The 15,390-nt window shown below is 66.3% G+C and carries 13 protein-coding genes; 10 read left to right on the forward strand and 3 right to left on the reverse strand.

Annotated elements, in window-relative coordinates:
- The first annotated feature begins 15 nt into the window (after positions 1-15).
- The 10 genes from AC1DCU_RS01305 to AC1DCU_RS01350 all read left to right on the forward strand — a co-directional run bounded on the left by AC1DCU_RS01305 (position 16) and on the right by AC1DCU_RS01350 (position 8,150).
- Positions 16-315 carry a hypothetical protein gene (locus AC1DCU_RS01305; protein WP_006376524.1) on the forward strand — a complete coding sequence of 100 codons (300 nt, stop codon included), beginning with the start codon at positions 16-18 and terminating at the stop codon, positions 313-315.
- A gap of 7 nt (positions 316-322) precedes the next feature.
- The gene (locus AC1DCU_RS01310; RefSeq protein WP_025876872.1) at positions 323-637 is read left to right on the forward strand and encodes a hypothetical protein; all 315 of its coding nucleotides are present in this window, start codon (positions 323-325) and stop codon (positions 635-637) included.
- A 9-nt stretch (positions 638-646) separates the two neighbouring features.
- Entirely contained in the window at positions 647-1,285 is a 639-nt protein-coding gene (locus AC1DCU_RS01315; protein ID WP_032976302.1) for an FMN-binding negative transcriptional regulator, read from the forward strand.
- 73 nt (positions 1,286-1,358) lie between these two features.
- Positions 1,359-2,021 carry a carbonate dehydratase gene (gene can, locus AC1DCU_RS01320; protein ID WP_006376530.1) on the forward strand — a complete coding sequence of 221 codons (663 nt, stop codon included), beginning with the start codon at positions 1,359-1,361 and terminating at the stop codon, positions 2,019-2,021.
- A gap of 21 nt (positions 2,022-2,042) precedes the next feature.
- Positions 2,043-2,564, forward strand: a complete 522-nt coding sequence (locus tag AC1DCU_RS01325; RefSeq protein ID WP_032976303.1) for a 3-hydroxyanthranilate 3,4-dioxygenase — start codon at positions 2,043-2,045, stop codon at positions 2,562-2,564.
- A 167-nt stretch (positions 2,565-2,731) separates the two neighbouring features.
- Positions 2,732-4,006, forward strand: coding sequence for a kynureninase (kynU, locus tag AC1DCU_RS01330; RefSeq protein ID WP_059064610.1), 1,275 nt, complete (start codon positions 2,732-2,734; stop codon positions 4,004-4,006).
- A 29-nt stretch (positions 4,007-4,035) separates the two neighbouring features.
- Complete coding sequence (locus AC1DCU_RS01335; RefSeq protein WP_442251935.1) at positions 4,036-5,403, forward strand: FAD-dependent oxidoreductase; 1,368 nt, start codon at positions 4,036-4,038, stop codon at positions 5,401-5,403.
- Positions 5,403-6,842 carry an exodeoxyribonuclease I gene (gene sbcB / locus AC1DCU_RS01340; protein ID WP_033831506.1) on the forward strand — a complete coding sequence of 480 codons (1,440 nt, stop codon included), beginning with the start codon at positions 5,403-5,405 and terminating at the stop codon, positions 6,840-6,842. The genes AC1DCU_RS01335 and sbcB overlap by 1 nt, the downstream gene beginning before the upstream one ends.
- Positions 6,839-7,525, forward strand: a complete 687-nt coding sequence (locus AC1DCU_RS01345; RefSeq protein ID WP_025876858.1) for a DUF2461 domain-containing protein — start codon at positions 6,839-6,841, stop codon at positions 7,523-7,525. The genes sbcB and AC1DCU_RS01345 overlap by 4 nt, the downstream gene beginning before the upstream one ends.
- Positions 7,526-7,598: 73 nt before the next feature.
- On the forward strand, positions 7,599-8,150 hold the full coding sequence (locus tag AC1DCU_RS01350; RefSeq protein ID WP_282280546.1) for a DUF2939 domain-containing protein: 552 nt from the start codon (positions 7,599-7,601) through the stop codon (positions 8,148-8,150).
- 273 nt (positions 8,151-8,423) lie between these two features.
- Here the strand turns inward: AC1DCU_RS01350 and AC1DCU_RS01355 are convergent, their stop codons facing one another.
- From AC1DCU_RS01355 to AC1DCU_RS01365, 3 genes are all read right to left on the reverse strand, one after another.
- On the reverse strand, positions 8,424-9,368 hold the full coding sequence (locus AC1DCU_RS01355) for a 5'-nucleotidase (RefSeq protein WP_033831508.1): 945 nt from the start codon (positions 9,366-9,368) through the stop codon (positions 8,424-8,426).
- 46 nt (positions 9,369-9,414) lie between these two features.
- On the reverse strand, positions 9,415-10,188 hold the full coding sequence (locus AC1DCU_RS01360; protein ID WP_025876850.1) for an NAD kinase: 774 nt from the start codon (positions 10,186-10,188) through the stop codon (positions 9,415-9,417).
- 199 nt (positions 10,189-10,387) lie between these two features.
- Entirely contained in the window at positions 10,388-15,364 is a 4,977-nt protein-coding gene (locus AC1DCU_RS01365; RefSeq protein WP_080148452.1) for an NAD-glutamate dehydrogenase, read from the reverse strand.
- Positions 15,365-15,390: the final 26 nt, after the last annotated feature.

The following is a 15,390-nucleotide window of genomic DNA, read 5'->3' on the forward strand; positions in this document are numbered from 1 at the left end:
GGAGGTACTGCCCCCATGACCCTGTTCTTCGCCCTGTGTTTCGTCGGCGTTGCAGTGGCCGGGTTCAGTGCCTTCGTGATTTTCTGGCCGCTGACCCTGGTGCATGTGCGCGATCGCCATCCGGCGCTGGCGCAGCGCTTCGGCAGTGGCGCCTTCCTCAAGCCCGATGCGCTGGGCTGGCTGCTGCGGCGCGAATACCGCACCCAGCCGGACCGCTCGCTGTCCGGGCTGGCGACGCCCGCCTGGGTATCGCTGCTGACCCTGCTGGCCGGACTGGGCATGGCTGCCCTGCTCTGGCTGGCCTCGCTCTGGTAAGACACACATGAACGACCTTTCCCACGTCCGCGACAGCTGGTGGCTGGCCAGCCTCGGCAACACCCTGATCTGGGCACGCCTGCGCATCCGCGAGGCCGGCACTGCCGAAGTGCTGGACAGCGATGGCAATACGCTGAGCTACGACAGCGAAGACACTGCACGCTCGCAGCTGTTCGATGCCGAGTTCGTCGAGTACGACGGCCTGGATGAAGAAGATGCGCTGGTGCGCGGCTTCTCGCTGCATGAAGTGCAGCCACCGCAGGCAGGCAGCGACGAAGGCCTGCGCGGGCGCATGGTGCAGTCGCTTGGCAGCCGCGCCTGAGGCCAACCGATGTTCACCCCGCGCGCTTTCGCCGAGACCGACCTGCTGTGGCTGGATCGCCTGCTGGCGCGTGATCCGTTCGTCACCGTGCTTACCGCCGGTGGCGATGGCCTGCCGGAACTGACCCGGCTGCCGGTGCTGTACCAGCGCGACGGCGACCACATCGAGCTGCGCGGCCACTGGGCCCGTGCCAACCCGCAGGCACGCCACAGCGGTGCGGCCAAGGTGCTGGTGGAGGGGCCGCATGGCTATGTATCGGCCAGCTGGTATCCGGACAAGGAACCGATGGCACGGGTGCCCACCTGGAACTACGCCGCCGCCGAGTTGCGCGGCCAGTTGCAGCCCTTCGACGATACCGATGCCCTGGCCCAGCTGGTCAGCGATACCGGCGACCACTTCGAAGCCAGCGTCGGCCAGGACTGGCGGTTCGAACCCGAGCGTGACGACCACCGCCGCCAGCTGCGCGGCATCGTCGGCTTCCGTTTTACCGTCGAACAGGTGCAGCTGACGCTGAAGCTGAGCCAGAACCACCCCGAGGCCAACCAGCAAGCGGTGATGGCCGAACTGGAACGCCTGGACAATCCCCATTCCACCGAACTGGCGCAGTGGATGCGCCGGTATCGCGACGAAGCCGCCGCAGGCAGCTGAGCGCTCTGTTTCCCGCGACGACGCGGCCAGAACGGCCGCGCCTTGCCCCCACCCGACGTCAGGGACCCCGAACATGAAAGACATCCACAAGCTGCTGCAGAACAACCGCGAATGGGCTGACCGGATCGAGAAGGAAGATCCTGACTTCTTCCATCAGCTGGCCAAGCAGCAGCATCCGGAATACCTGTGGATCGGCTGTTCCGATTCGCGCGTGCCGGCCAACCAGATCATCGGCATGGCCCCGGGTGAGGTGTTCGTGCATCGCAACGTGGCCAACGTGGTGGTGCATACCGACCTGAACTGCCTCAGCGTGATCCAGTACGCCGTGGACCAGCTGAAGGTGAAGCACATCCTGATCGTTGGCCATTACGGCTGCGGCGGCGTGCACGCCAGCCTGAACAACACGCGGGTGGGCCTGGCCGACAACTGGCTGCGCCATGTCGGTGACGTGGCACAGAAGCACGCCGCGATCATGGATGCGATCGAGGAGCCGGAGCTGAAGCATGCCCGCCTGTGCGAACTGAACGTGATCGAGCAGGTGGTCAACGCCTGCCGCTCGACGATCGTGCAGGACGCCTGGGCCCGCGGCCAGAAGCTGATGGTGCACGGCTGGGTGTACAGCCTGAAGGACGGCCGCGTGCGCGAAATGGGCATCGACGTGGGCGCACCTGAAGAACTGCAGCCGGCCTACGAGAAGGCCCTGTCCTACGTTCCGCGCCGCGGCCGGCGCGACTGACCCTCCCTTACGGACACCCCCATGCTTGCCTCCCCCATCAACCTGCTGGGCTGGATCGAGGAAAACCGGCATCTGTTGAAGCCGCCGGTCGGCAACAAGATGATCGACAACGGCGATTTCATCGTGATGGTGGTCGGCGGGCCGAACAGCCGCACCGATTTCCACTATGACGAAGGCCCGGAGTGGTTCTACCAGCTGGAAGGCGAGATGGTGCTGAAGGTGCAGGAGGATGGCGCGGTGCGCGATATCCCGATCCGTGCCGGCGAAATCTTCCTGCTGCCGGGCAAGGTGCCGCACTCACCGCGGCGCCCGCCCGGTGGCATCGGCCTGGTGGTCGAGCGCAAGCGCTTGCCGCATGAACGCGATGGCGTGATCTGGCATTGCGAGCGCTGCAACCACAAGCTGTACGAAGAGTACTTCACGCTGCAGAACATCGAGACCGACCTGCCGAAGGTGTTCGCGCACTACCAGGCCAGCCTGGAACTGCGCACCTGCAGCGCGTGCGGCCACGTGGATCCGTTGCCGGCGCCAGTGGCGGCCTGACGGCGCTCCGCCCCCGGTAGATGCCCACCTTGGTGGGCGCTTGTTCGCACGTGCGCCAACCAAGGTTGGCCACTACCGGATCAAGCGGCGCTGGCGCTGGGTGCGCAGCTACCGGGTGATGCCCCAGGCGCTACACTGGCAACCCCGTTGCAGCCTGTTGCCCGACCATGTCCGACCTGCTCAGCCGCACCCACGCCATTGCCCTTGATGCCGCCGATCCGCTGCGGCCGTTGCGGCAGGAATTCCTGATTCCGCGCCACGGTGGCGGTGAGCAGACCTACTTCGTCGGCAACTCGTTGGGCCTGCAGCCGCGCGGCGCACAGGCTGCAGTGCAGGAAGTGATGAAGCAGTGGGGCGAACTGGCGGTGGAAGGCCACTTCACCGGGCCGACCCAATGGCTGTCATACCACCGCCTGGTCAGCGCACAGCTGGCCCGCGTGGTCGGCGCGCTGCCCAGCGAAGTGGTGGCAATGAACACGCTGAGCGTGAACCTGCACCTGATGATGGTCAGCTTCTACCGGCCAACGGCCGAACGCCCGGTGATCCTGATGGAAGCCGGTGCGTTCCCGACCGACCGCCATGCAGTGGAGGCACAGATCCGTTTCCATGGCTTCGACCCGGCCGACTGCCTGGTGGAAGTGCAGCCGGATGAAGCCAACGGCACGATCTCGATGGCCGCCATCGAACGCGCGATCGCCGCGCACGGTCCGCGCCTGGCGCTGGTGCTGTGGCCCGGCGTGCAATACCGCAGCGGCCAGGCCTTCGACCTCGATGCGATCACCCGCGCCGCACGCCTGCAGGGCGCACGCATCGGCTTCGACCTGGCGCACTCGGTCGGCAACCTGCCGCTGCGCCTGCATGACATCGCGCCGGATTTTGCCGTGTGGTGCCACTACAAGTACCTCAACAGCGGCCCCGGCGCAGTGGCCGGTGCCTTCGTGCACGAGCGCCATCATCGCGACACCACGCTGCCGCGCTTTGCCGGCTGGTGGGGCCACGACGAAGCCACCCGCTTCCAGATGGCACCGCAGTTCACGCCGGCGGTCGGTGCCGAGGGCTGGCAGCTGAGCAACCCGCCGATCCTCGGCCTGGCACCGCTGCGGGCATCGCTGGACCTGTTCGAACGCGCTGGCATGGAATCGCTGCGCAGCAAGTCGCTGGCACTGACCGGCATGCTCGACGCACTTGTACGCGCGCGCCTGCCGCAGGTGCTGGAAATCGTCACCCCGGCCGAGCCGGAGCGCCGCGGCTGCCAGCTGTCGCTGCGGGTGATCGGCGGCCGCGAGCGCGGACGCGCCCTGTTCGAACACCTGCGCGCCATCGGCGTGCTGGGTGACTGGCGCGAACCGGACGTCATCCGCATCTCGCCCACCCCGCTCTACAACCGCTATCTCGACGTGCACCACTTCGTCGAGGAAGTGGAAGCCTGGGCTGGCCTGTAAGCCGCCCTCCCCTACTGCTGGACAGTTCGTTGATCGCACATGCATCCCGCTCGCTGAGCATTGCCGGCGCCGGCCTGGCCGGATCCCTGCTGGCCATCCTGCTGTCACGGCAGGGATGGCGCATCACCCTGTACGAACGCCGTGGCGATCCGCGCATCGCCGATTACGAAAGCGGCCGTTCGATCAACCTGGCCCTGGCCGAGCGCGGGCGCAACGCGTTGCGCCAGGCCGGCGTGGAAGACGAAGTGATGGCGCGTGCGGTGATGATGCGCGGGCGCATGGTGCATCCGCGCGAGGGCGAGCCGCAGCTGCAGCGTTATGGTCGCGACGACAGCGAAGTGATCTGGTCGATCCATCGCAGCGACCTGAATACCACGCTGCTGGAACTGGCCGAGCAGGCCGGCGCCACCGTGCATTTCCACCGCCGCCTGCACACCGTCGATTTCGATGCCGGCTACGCACGCTTCATCGATGATCGTGACGACAGCCCGCACGATATCCGCTTCGATACGCTGGTAGGTGCCGATGGCGCCGGCTCGGCGCTGCGTGCGGCGATGAACCGGCGCGAACCGCTGGGCGAGGACATTGCCTTCCTCGACCATTCCTACAAGGAACTGGAGATTCCGCCGAGCGACGATGGCGGCTTCCGCATCGAGCGCAATGCCCTGCATATCTGGCCGCGTGGCCACTACATGTGCATCGCCCTGCCCAACCACGAGGGCACCTTCACCGTCACCCTGTTCCTGCCCAACGATGGCGATCCTAGCTTCGCCACGGTCACCACCGGCGCCCAGGCCGAAGCGCTGTTCGCGCGCGAGTTCGCCGATACCCTGCCGCTGATTCCCAACCTGCGTGCAGACTGGGAGCAGCATCCGCCCGGCCTGCTCGGCACCCTCACCCTGCAACGCTGGCACCAGCAGGCACGTGCCGTGCTGATCGGTGACGCCGCGCATGCGATGGTGCCGTTCCACGGCCAGGGCATGAACTGCGCGTTCGAGGACTGCGTGGCGCTGGCCCGCCATCTGATGGAGGCGGACGACCTGCAGAGTGCGTTCGCCGCATTCGAGGCCGAGCGCAAGCCGAACGCGCGTGCGATCCAGCAAATGGCGCTGGAAAACTATCTGGAGATGCGTGACAGGGTGGCCGATCCGGCCTTCCTGCTGCAGCGTGAGCTGGAACAGGAACTGCAGCGGCGCTGGCCCACGCGTTTCGTCCCGCACTACACGATGGTGACGTTCCTGCACACGCCCTATGCCGAGGCACTGCGCCGCACCGACCTCCAGCGCGCGATGCTGATCGCCGCCACCGCAGGCCACGACACCCTGGACAACATCGACTGGAACGCACTGGAAGCGCAGATCCATGCGCAGCTGCCGGTGCTGGAGGGTGCGCACTGATGGCCGACAGCTTCCTGTTCTACGACCTGGAAACCTTCGGCCAGGATCCACGTCGTACCCGTATCTCCCAGTACGCGGCAATCCGTACCGACAGCGACCTCAATGAGATCGACACGCCGGTCAGCTTCTTCGTTCGCCCGGCCGATGATCTGCTGCCCTCGCCGATGGCGACGATGGTCACCGGCATCACTCCGCAGCAGGCGCTGGCTGAAGGCATCAGCGAAGCCGAGGCGTTCGATCGGATCAACGAGCAGCTCTCGCGTCCCGGTACCTGCGCACTGGGCTACAACACCCTGCGCTTCGACGACGAGTTCATCCGCTACGGCCTGTTCCGCAACTTCCACGACCCGTACGAACGCGAGTGGCGCAACGGCAACTCGCGCTGGGACCTGCTGGACATGCTGCGTCTGATGCACGCCATCCGCCCGGACGGCATCCACTGGCCCAAGCGCGAGGACGGCGCCACCTCGTTCAAGCTGGAGCATCTGGCCGAGGCCAACGGCGTGCGCGAGGGCGATGCCCACGAAGCGCTGTCGGACGTGCGCGCGACGATCGGCATGGCGCGCCTGTTCAAGCAGTCGCAGCCGCGCCTGTGGGACTACGCGCTGAAGCTGCGCGACAAGCGTTTCGTCGGCAGCCTGCTCGACATCACTGCATTGAAGCCGGTGCTGCATATCTCGATGCGCTACCCGGCCAGCCGCCTGTGCGCGGCACCGGTGTTGCCGCTGGCGGTACATCCGACCATCAACAACCGGGTGATCGTGTTCGATCTCGACGGCGACATCGATGACCTGCTGGAACTGCCCGCCGAAGTGATCGCCCAGCGCCTGTACCTGCGCGCCAGCGAACTGCCCGAAGGCGTGGCCCGGGTGCCGTTGAAGGAAGTGCACCTGAACAAGGTGCCGGCGCTGGTGGCCTGGAACCACCTGCGCGCTGATGACCACGCACGACTCGGGCTGGACGTGGCGGCGATCGAAGCCAAGGCCGAACGCCTGCGCGCGTTCGCGCCGCAGTTGGCCGAGAAGGCGCGCCAGGTCTACAACCAGCCGCGCGCGGCGAGCGTTTCCGATGTGGATGCATCGCTGTACGACGGCTTCCTCGGCGCCGGCGACAAGCCGCTGCTGGCACTGGCACGGACCACGCCCGCCGAGCAGCTGGCCGCACTGGAAGGCCGCTTCCGCGATCCGCGCCTGCCGGAACTGCTGTTCCGCTATCGCGCCCGCAATCATCCCGACAGCCTCGCGCCGGAAGAACGCGAGCGCTGGAAAGCCTATCGCCGCCAGCGCCTTTTCGGCGAGGAAGGCATGGGCGAACTCAACCTGGCCCAGTTCCAGCAGCAGCTCGACGCGCTGGCAGCCGAGGCGCCCGACGATGCCCGGCGCGCCGCGCTGCTGCAATCGCTGCGTGACTGGGGCCAGCACCTGCAGGAGGACCTGTGAGCACCTATTTCTCCGATGCCAGTTTCAAGTTCCTGCGCAGCCTGGCGCTGCACAACGACAAGACCTGGTTCAACGACCATCGCCAGCAGTACGAAGACCACGTGCGGCAGCCGTTCCTGCGCCTGCTGGGCGACCTGCAGCCGGCCCTGGCCGAGGTCAGCGGACACTTCCGCGCAGACACGCGTGGTGTGGGCGGCTCGTTGTTCCGCATCCACCGCGACGCGCGGTTCTCCAACGATAAATCGCCGTACAAGACCTGGCAGGGTGCGCGCCTGTTCCATGAGCGCCGCCGTGAAGTGGCCGCACCCTCGTTCTACGTGCACCTGCAGCCGGGCGAGAGCTTCGTCGGTGCCGGGCTGTGGCATCCCGAACCGGAAACCCAGCGCCGCGTCCGCCACTTCATCCTCGACAACCCGGGCAGCTGGAAGGCGGCTGCGCACGCACCGGCGCTGCGCAGGCGTTTCGACTTCGAGGAAACCGAGAAGCTGGTGCGCCCACCGCGCGGCTTCCCGGCCGACTTCGAGTTCATCGATGACCTCAAGCACCGCAACTGGGTGATGTGGCGTTCGCTGGACGATGCCACGATGACCGGCCCGCGCCTGCTGTCCACGCTCGGCAAGGATCTGGCGGCGCTCGGCCCGTTCGTGGACTACCTGTGCGCTGCACTGGATCTGGAGTTCTGACCGGCGCCGGTGGCATCGCTGGGATCACCCGCCGTTCACCACCGGCAACCGTACTTGCGGCAGGCTGTGCACCATGAAGAAGCTCATTGGCATCCTCGTTCTGCTGATCGCTGTGGTGGCCGCCTGGTGGTTCGGCGGCCCCTACCTGACCGTGCATGGCCTGTCCAAGGCCATCGAACAACGGGACACCGCCCGTCTGGAGCGCTACGTGGATTTCCCACGCGTGCGTACCAGCCTGCGCGCCCAGCTCAATGACTACCTGGTGCGCCAGGCCGGCCCCGAGGTGGCTGCCAGTCCCTTCGGTGCCCTGCTGTACGGGCTGGGTGATCAGTTGGGTGGCGCCGCGGTGGACACGATGGTCACGCCCACCGGCATCGGCGCGATGTTGCAGGGCCACGTCCTGTGGAAGCGCGGCCGCAACGAACTGCAGGGCGGCGAGGCTTTGGGTGCAACCGAGCCGGCGCGACCGCTGAAGAACGCCGAACACCACTTCGAAGCCCTGGACCGCTTCGTGGTCGACGTCGATCGCGGCCCCGGCCAGCCACCGTTGAAGGTAGTGCTGGAACCGCAGGGCCTGCGCTGGAAGGTGGTGGACCTGCAGCTGGGGATGTCAGGCACTCCGTAAGCGGTATGCCCACCTTTGAGGACACTGATACAAACGACTGCCAACCTAGGTTGGCAACTACCGAGACATGGCGCTCTGGTAGATGCCCACCTTGGTGGGCGCTGCTCTGGTAGATGCCCACCTTGGTGGGCGCTGCTCTGGTAGATGCCCACCTTGGTGGGCGCTGCTCTGGTAGATGCCCACCTTGGTGGGCGCTGCTCTGGTAGATGCCCACCTTGGTGGGCGCCGATACAAAGAAGTGCCAACCAAGGTTGGCAACTACCGGGGCAAGCATCACCCTTCGTTGGCGACACCATGCGGCACGTGGCCGGCGGCTACGTGTTCACGCGCACTGTCGATGTTGTGCTGCGAATCGTCAAAGAAGATATCGGCACCGAACGCCTGCAGGAACGGGCCCTTGTGCCGCCCCCCTAGGAACAGCGCCTCGTCCAGGCGCACGCCCCATTCGCGCAGGGTGCGGATCACCCGCTCATGCGCCGGTGCAGAACGTGCGGTCACCAGCGCCGTGCGGATGGGCGCGCTGTCGCCGGCCGGGAACACTTCCTGCAGCGTGTGCAGCGCAGAGAGGAAACCGCGGAATGGACCGCCACTGAGTGGCTCGCGTGCACGCTCGCGTTCGTGCCGGCCAAAGGCTTCCACGCCCTGCTCGCGCGAAATGCGCTCGCTCTCGTCCCCGAAGATCACCGCATCACCATCGAAGGCGATGCGCAGCTGCCCGGCCGGGCGGGTGATGTCGATCTGGTCGGCGGCAGCGGCAGCGGTCTCACCCGGCGGCTTGGGCAGGATGGTCGCCGCGGCGATGCCATGGCGAAGCGCGCTGCGCACCGATTCCGGATTGGCCGACAGGAACAGGTCGGTGCCGAACGGCTTCACGTACGGCCAGGTCGGCTCACCGGCGGTGAAGGTCGCGCGGATGATGCCCAGCCCGTAGTGCTGGATGGAATTGAAGATGCGCAGGCCGGTATCGGCCGAGTTGCGTGACAGCAGGATCACTTCCACGCGCGGGTTCTCGGGACTGGCGCCCTGGTTCAGCGCCAGCAGCTTGCGCACCACCGGGAAGGCCACGCCCGGACCGAGGATGTCGTCCTCGTGCTGGCGCTGGTACTCGGCATAGGCGGCCACGCCATCGCTTTCGAACAGCGCATGGCTTTCTTCCAGGTCGAACAGCGCACGCGAGGTCACCGCGACGGTCAGCAAACGGGGGGAGTTGTCGCCCATCGGTGGGGTCCTTCAAGCGGTCGGCAGTGCCGGCCGCCTATTGTCGTCAAAAAACGAACTGTTCGCTCAGGATCCGGTCTTCGAGGTTGTGCTCCGGGTCGAACAGCAGGGTCACCCGGTGCTCGCGCGACTCACGGATCGTCACTTCGACCACATCGCGGGTCTCGTGCGAATCGGCAGTGACGCTGACCGGACGCTTGTAGGGATCGAGCACGCGGAAGCGCACTTCGGTGTCGGCCTTGAGGATGGCGCCGCGCCAGCGCCGCGGGCGATACGGGGCCAGCGGCGTCAGGGCGATGGTGTGCGAGCCCAACGGCAGTACCGGCCCATGTGCGGAATAGTTGTAGGCGGTGCTTCCGGCCGGGGTGGCGACCAGCACGCCATCGCCGATCAGTTCACCCACCCGCTCCTGGCCATTGAGGTCGATGCCGATATGCGCCGCCTGCCGGGTCTGGCGCAGCAGCGAGACGTCGTTGTAGGCCAGCGACCCGGTGGTGGTACCCGATTCGGTCAGCGCCATCATTTCCAGCGGGCGCAGGTGGGCCGGCTCGGCACGGGCGATACGCGCATGCACGTCGTCGTCGCCGCGGTACTGGTTCATCAGGAAACCCACCGTGCCCAGCTTCATCCCGAATACCGGCCTGCCCAGGTGTCCGTGACGATGCAGGGTCTGCAGCATGAAGCCATCGCCGCCGAGCGGGCACAGCACGTCGGCCTGGTCCGGGGCGTGGTCGCCATAGCGCGAGACCATCGCCGCACGGGCCATCTGTGCAGGTTCGGTGGTACTGGCCAGGAAAGCGATGCGGGGGGTGTCGCTCATCGGTGGATCCGGGGGAAGGCTCGGTGGAGAGCATAACCGAGCGCCGCTGCGCTCGCCGGGCATGTCCTGGCGCTACCTGCTCCGCCGTACATCGGTAGCGCCGGGCCATGCCCAGCGGTCGTCCGCAAGAAAAAACGGCCCCGCTTTCGCGGGGCCGTTCCGGTTCACGCATGCCAGGCGTGGCCTGGCACTACATCACTTACGCGCCGTGGGCAGCAAGCTGACCCAGGCGCTGCACCGCGACCGAAACGGTCGGGTAGTCCAGGGTCTTCTGCTCGGCCAGTTCGGCCAGCATCGCCAAGGTGAAGCGCAGGCTGCTGTCGTCACGACCGATCCACGCGGCCACCTTGGCTTCAGCGGTGCTGCCCTTGGTGGCCAGCACCTGGCCGGCCAGGCTGCGGTGGTGTGCGGCCAGTTCGTCGCGCAGCACGCCACGTGCCACCGCGTGCCAGCGGCCGTTGACCTCCAGCGCGTCGATCTGCTCGAACAGCCACGGCAGCTGCAGGGCGTCGCCCAGGCGGAAGTGGATCTTGGAGACATCCACCGGCTTCAGCTTGCGGGTACGGGCCAGTTCGATGATGTCGAACGCCGGTTCCAGGAAGTGCAGTTCGGCCAGCTGCTGTGCCAGCGCCGACGGCAGGCCCTTTTCCTTCCACTCGGCCACCAGGGCTTCGTAGGTCGGACGCTGCGAATCCGGCAGCACACCCGAAGCAACACGGATGTCGTTGAACGGACCCTGGTAGCGGTTGACCGCCTCGGTGATGCCCGGCATCGGGCCCGGGCGCGACAGCAGCCAGCGTACGAACGAACGCTGCAGCTTCCAGATCACTTCCAGCGCGTCGATCTGCACCGACTCCGGCAGCGTGCCGTCGAGGGCATCGATCTGCGCCCACAGCGCGCGTGCGTCCAGCGTTTCGCGGCTGATGGTGTAGGCCTTGGCGACCTCGGCAATGGAGCGGCCGGTGTCTTCCTGCATGCGCATCAGGAAGGTGGCGCCCATGCGGTTGATGGTCTGGTTGGTCACGGCCGTGGCGATGATTTCGCGCTTCAGGCGGTGACGCTCCATCGCGTCGGCGTACTTCTTCTGCAGCGGGGTCGGGAAGTAGCGCTGCAGTTCCTTGGACAGGTACGGATCTTCCGGGATGTCCGAATCCAGCAGCTGCGCGAACGCCACCAGCTTGGAGTAGGACAGCAGCACCGACAGTTCCGGACGGGTCAGGCCCTGGCCGCGTGCCTTGCGCTGGGACAGCTCGGCATCGGACGGCAGGAACTCGATCTGGCGATCCAGCAGGCCCTGCTGTTCCAGGGTACGGATGAAGTGCTGCTTGGAACCCAGGCGCTTGACCGCCATCCGCTCCATCAGGCTCAGCGCCTGGTTCTGGCGGTAGTTGTCGTTGAGCACCAGCGCGGCGACTTCGTCGGTCATCGACGCCAGCAGCTTGTTGCGCTGCTCGACGGTCAGCTTCTTGGCCCGCACCACATCGTTGAGCAGGATCTTGATGTTGACTTCGTGGTCGGAGGTATCCACACCGGCCGAGTTGTCGATGAAGTCGGTGTTGAGCAGCACGCCGGCCTGGGCAGCTTCGATGCGGCCCAGCTGGGTCATGCCCAGGTTGCCGCCCTCGCCCACCACCTTGCAGCGCAGCTCGCCACCATTCACGCGCAGGGCGTTGTTGGCGCGGTCGCCGACATCGCTGTGCTGCTCGCTGGCGGCCTTGACGTAGGTACCGATGCCGCCGTTCCACAGCAGGTCGACCGGTGCCTTCAGGATCGCGCTCATCAGATCGTTCGGCGACAGCGCCTTGACGTTCTCGTCCAGGCCCAGCGCTTCACGCACCTGCGGGGTGATCTCGATCGACTTCAGGCTGCGCGGATACACGCCGCCGCCCTTGCTGATCAGCTTGGCATCGTAGTCCGCCCAGCTCGAACGCGGCACGGTGAACAGACGCTCACGTTCGACGAACGTGGTCGCTGCATCCGGGTTCGGGTCCAGGAAGATGTGGCGGTGGTCGAACGCAGCGACCAGGCGGATGTGGCGCGACAGCAGCATGCCGTTGCCGAACACGTCGCCGGACATGTCGCCGACGCCAACCGCGGTGAAGTCCTGGGTCTGGCTGTCACGGCCCAGTGCACGGAAGTGGCGCTTGACCGACTCCCATGCGCCGCGCGCGGTGATGCCCATGCCCTTGTGGTCGTAACCGACCGAACCGCCGGAGGCGAACGCATCGCCCATCCAGAAGCCGTGCGCGATGGCCAGGCCGTTGGCGATGTCGGAGAAGGTCGCGGTGCCCTTGTCGGCGGCCACCACCAGGTACGGATCGTCCATGTCATGGCGCACGACATCCACCGGCGGCACGATCTTGTTGTTGACGATGTTGTCGGTGATGTCCAGCAGGCCCTGGATGAACAGCTTGTAGCACGCCACGCCGTTGGCGAAGATCGCATCGCGATCGCCGTTCACCGGCGGCATCTTGGCGAAGAAGCCGCCCTTCGCGCCGACCGGCACGATGACGGTGTTCTTGACCATCTGCGCCTTGACCAGGCCCAGCACTTCGGTACGGAAGTCTTCGCGGCGATCCGACCAGCGCAGGCCGCCACGGGCGACGGCACCGAAGCGCAGGTGGGTACCTTCCACGCGCGGGCCATACACGAAGATTTCGCGGTACGGGCGCGGCTTGGGCAGGTCCGGCACCAAGGCCGAATCGAACTTGAAGCTGATGACATGGCCGTGCTGGCCATTGGCATCGGTCTGGTAGTAGCTGGTGCGCAGGGTCGCATCGATCACGCCCATGAAGGAACGCAGGATGCGGTCCTCGTCCAGGCTCGACACGCGGTCCATCAGCTTCAGCAGCGCTTCGCGCGCGGCCTGCATCTGCGCATCGCGGTCACCCTTGCGGGCGTCGACCACGGTCTTGAGCACTTTCAGGGTGGCCTCGTCGCCGGCAGCCAGCACCTCGAGGTGGGCTTTCAGCTGCGCCTGGCCGGCGGCGATGTCTTCCTTGCTTTCATGGCCGGTGGCCGGATCGAAGCGGGCTTCGAACAGTTCCACCAGCAGGCGTGCCAGCAACGGGTAGCGGGTGAAGGTGCCTTCGACGTAAGCCTGCGAGAACGGCACGCCGGTCTGCAGCAGGTACTTGCAGTAGCCACGCAGCATGGCGACCTGGCGCCAGTGCAGGCCGGCAGCCAGCACCAGGCGGTTGAAGCCATCGTTCTCGGCATCGCCGTGCCAGACGCGGGCAAAGGTCTCACCGAAGGCTTCATCGACGCTGGCCGCATCGATCGCACCAGCGGTCGACTCTACCTCGAAGTCCTGCACGTACACCGGCGCGTTGTCCACCGACAGGCGGTACGGACGCTCGGCGATCACCCGCAGGCCCATGTTTTCCATCATCGGCAGCGCGTCCGACAGCGGGATGTCATCCAGCTGGCGATACAGCTTCAGGCGCAGGCCATCGCCGGATTCGCGCGGCACGGCCTGCAGGCTCAGGCGCAGGTCGTCCGGACCGGTCAGCGCGTCGAGCTGGCTGACATCGTTGGCGGCAACGGCGGTGCTGTTGTCTTCGATGTAACCCGCCGGCAGCGCCTTGCCGATACGCGCAGCAATGCGCAGGCCTTCGGCTTCGCCATGGCGGGTGACCAGCGCTTCGCGCAGGTCGTCCTGCCAGTTGCGCAGCACCTGGGCCAGCTTCTGTTCCAGTTCGGCGGTGTCGACATCGAGCATTTCGCCCGGCTTCGGACGCACGATCAGGTGCACCTGGGCCAGCGGCGATTCACCCAGCACCACCGAGCTGTCCACGTACTCCCCGTGCAGCGCTTCCTTGAGCATCGCTTCGATGCGCAGGCGCACGTCGGTGTTGAAACGCTCGCGCGGCAGGTAGACCAGCGCGGAAATGAAACGGCTGTACTTGTCGCGACGCAGGAACAGGCGGCTGCGCACGCGCTCCTGCAGGCCCAGCACGCCCATCGCGGTGCGGAACAGTTCGTCCTCGCTGGACTGGAACAGTTCTTCGCGCGGCAGGGTTTCCAGGATGTGGCGCAGGGCCTTGCCGCTATGGCTGGAGCCGGCCAGGCCGGACTGCTTCATCACGTGTTCGTAGCGCTGGCGCACCAGCGGGATTTCCCACGGGCGGCGGTTGTAGGCGCTGGAGGTGAACAGGCCGAGGAAGCGCTGTTCGCCGATGATCCTGCCCTTGGCGTCGAATTCCAGCACGCCGATGTAATCCATGTAACCGGCACGATGCACGCGCGAACGGGCATTGGTCTTGGTCAGGATCAGCGCGTCCTTCAGCCCGGACGTGGTGTTCAGGCCCTGCGCGGCCAGGGTCTTGACCGGACGTGCAGCGGACTTGTCCTTGCCGCGCATCAGGCCCAGGCCGGTGTCGTTCAGCGGCGCCAGCACGTCTTCCTTGCCCTGCTTCTCGACGCGGTACTCGCGGTAGCCGAAGAAGGTGAAGTGGTTGTCGGCGGCCCAGCGCAGGAATTCCTGTGCTTCCTTGCGCGAGGCAGCGTCGACCGGCAGCTGGCGGCTGCCAAGGTCGTCGGCCAGCGCCAGCGCCTTGTCCTGCATCGGCTGCCAGTCGCGCACGATGGCGCGCACTTCATCCAGTGCCTTGTTGATGGCCTGCTCGATGTCTGCCATGGCTTCGGCCGGCTGGCGGTCGATCTCCAGCAGCATCACCGATTCCAGCTGGCCCTCGCCGACCTTGGTCAGCTTGCCGGCCTTGTCACGGGTGAAATGCAGCACCGGGTGGCCCAGCACATGCACGCCCACGCCATGCTCGGCCAGCGACATGGTCACGGTGTCGACCAGGAACGGCATGTCGTCGTTGATGATCTGCAGCACGGTGTGCGGCGATTCCCAACCGTTGGCCTTCGCCGTCGGATTGAACACGCGGACATTGGCCTTGCCGGCCTTGCGGGCACGGGCGAATTCCAGCGTTTCGGCTGCGAGCGCGGCCCACTCCTCAGCGCTGTGATGGGGGAACTCGTCGGCCTCCATGCGCTTGTAGAAATCGGCTGCGAATGCCACTGCCTCGGCCTGGGCGGCCGCGGGGTAACGCTTGCGCAAGGCCGTGTACACCGGCTCCAGGGAGAAACCAGCGGTCACTGCGACCTCCGACTCAACTGGTTTGCTTTTGTTTTTCACGGTCTTGGCTGCGGTTTTTTGCGGTTTCATGGCAGAGCGGCGCGCTTGCTCAGTTG

Source organism: Stenotrophomonas sp. 10L48 (assembly GCF_056395105.1).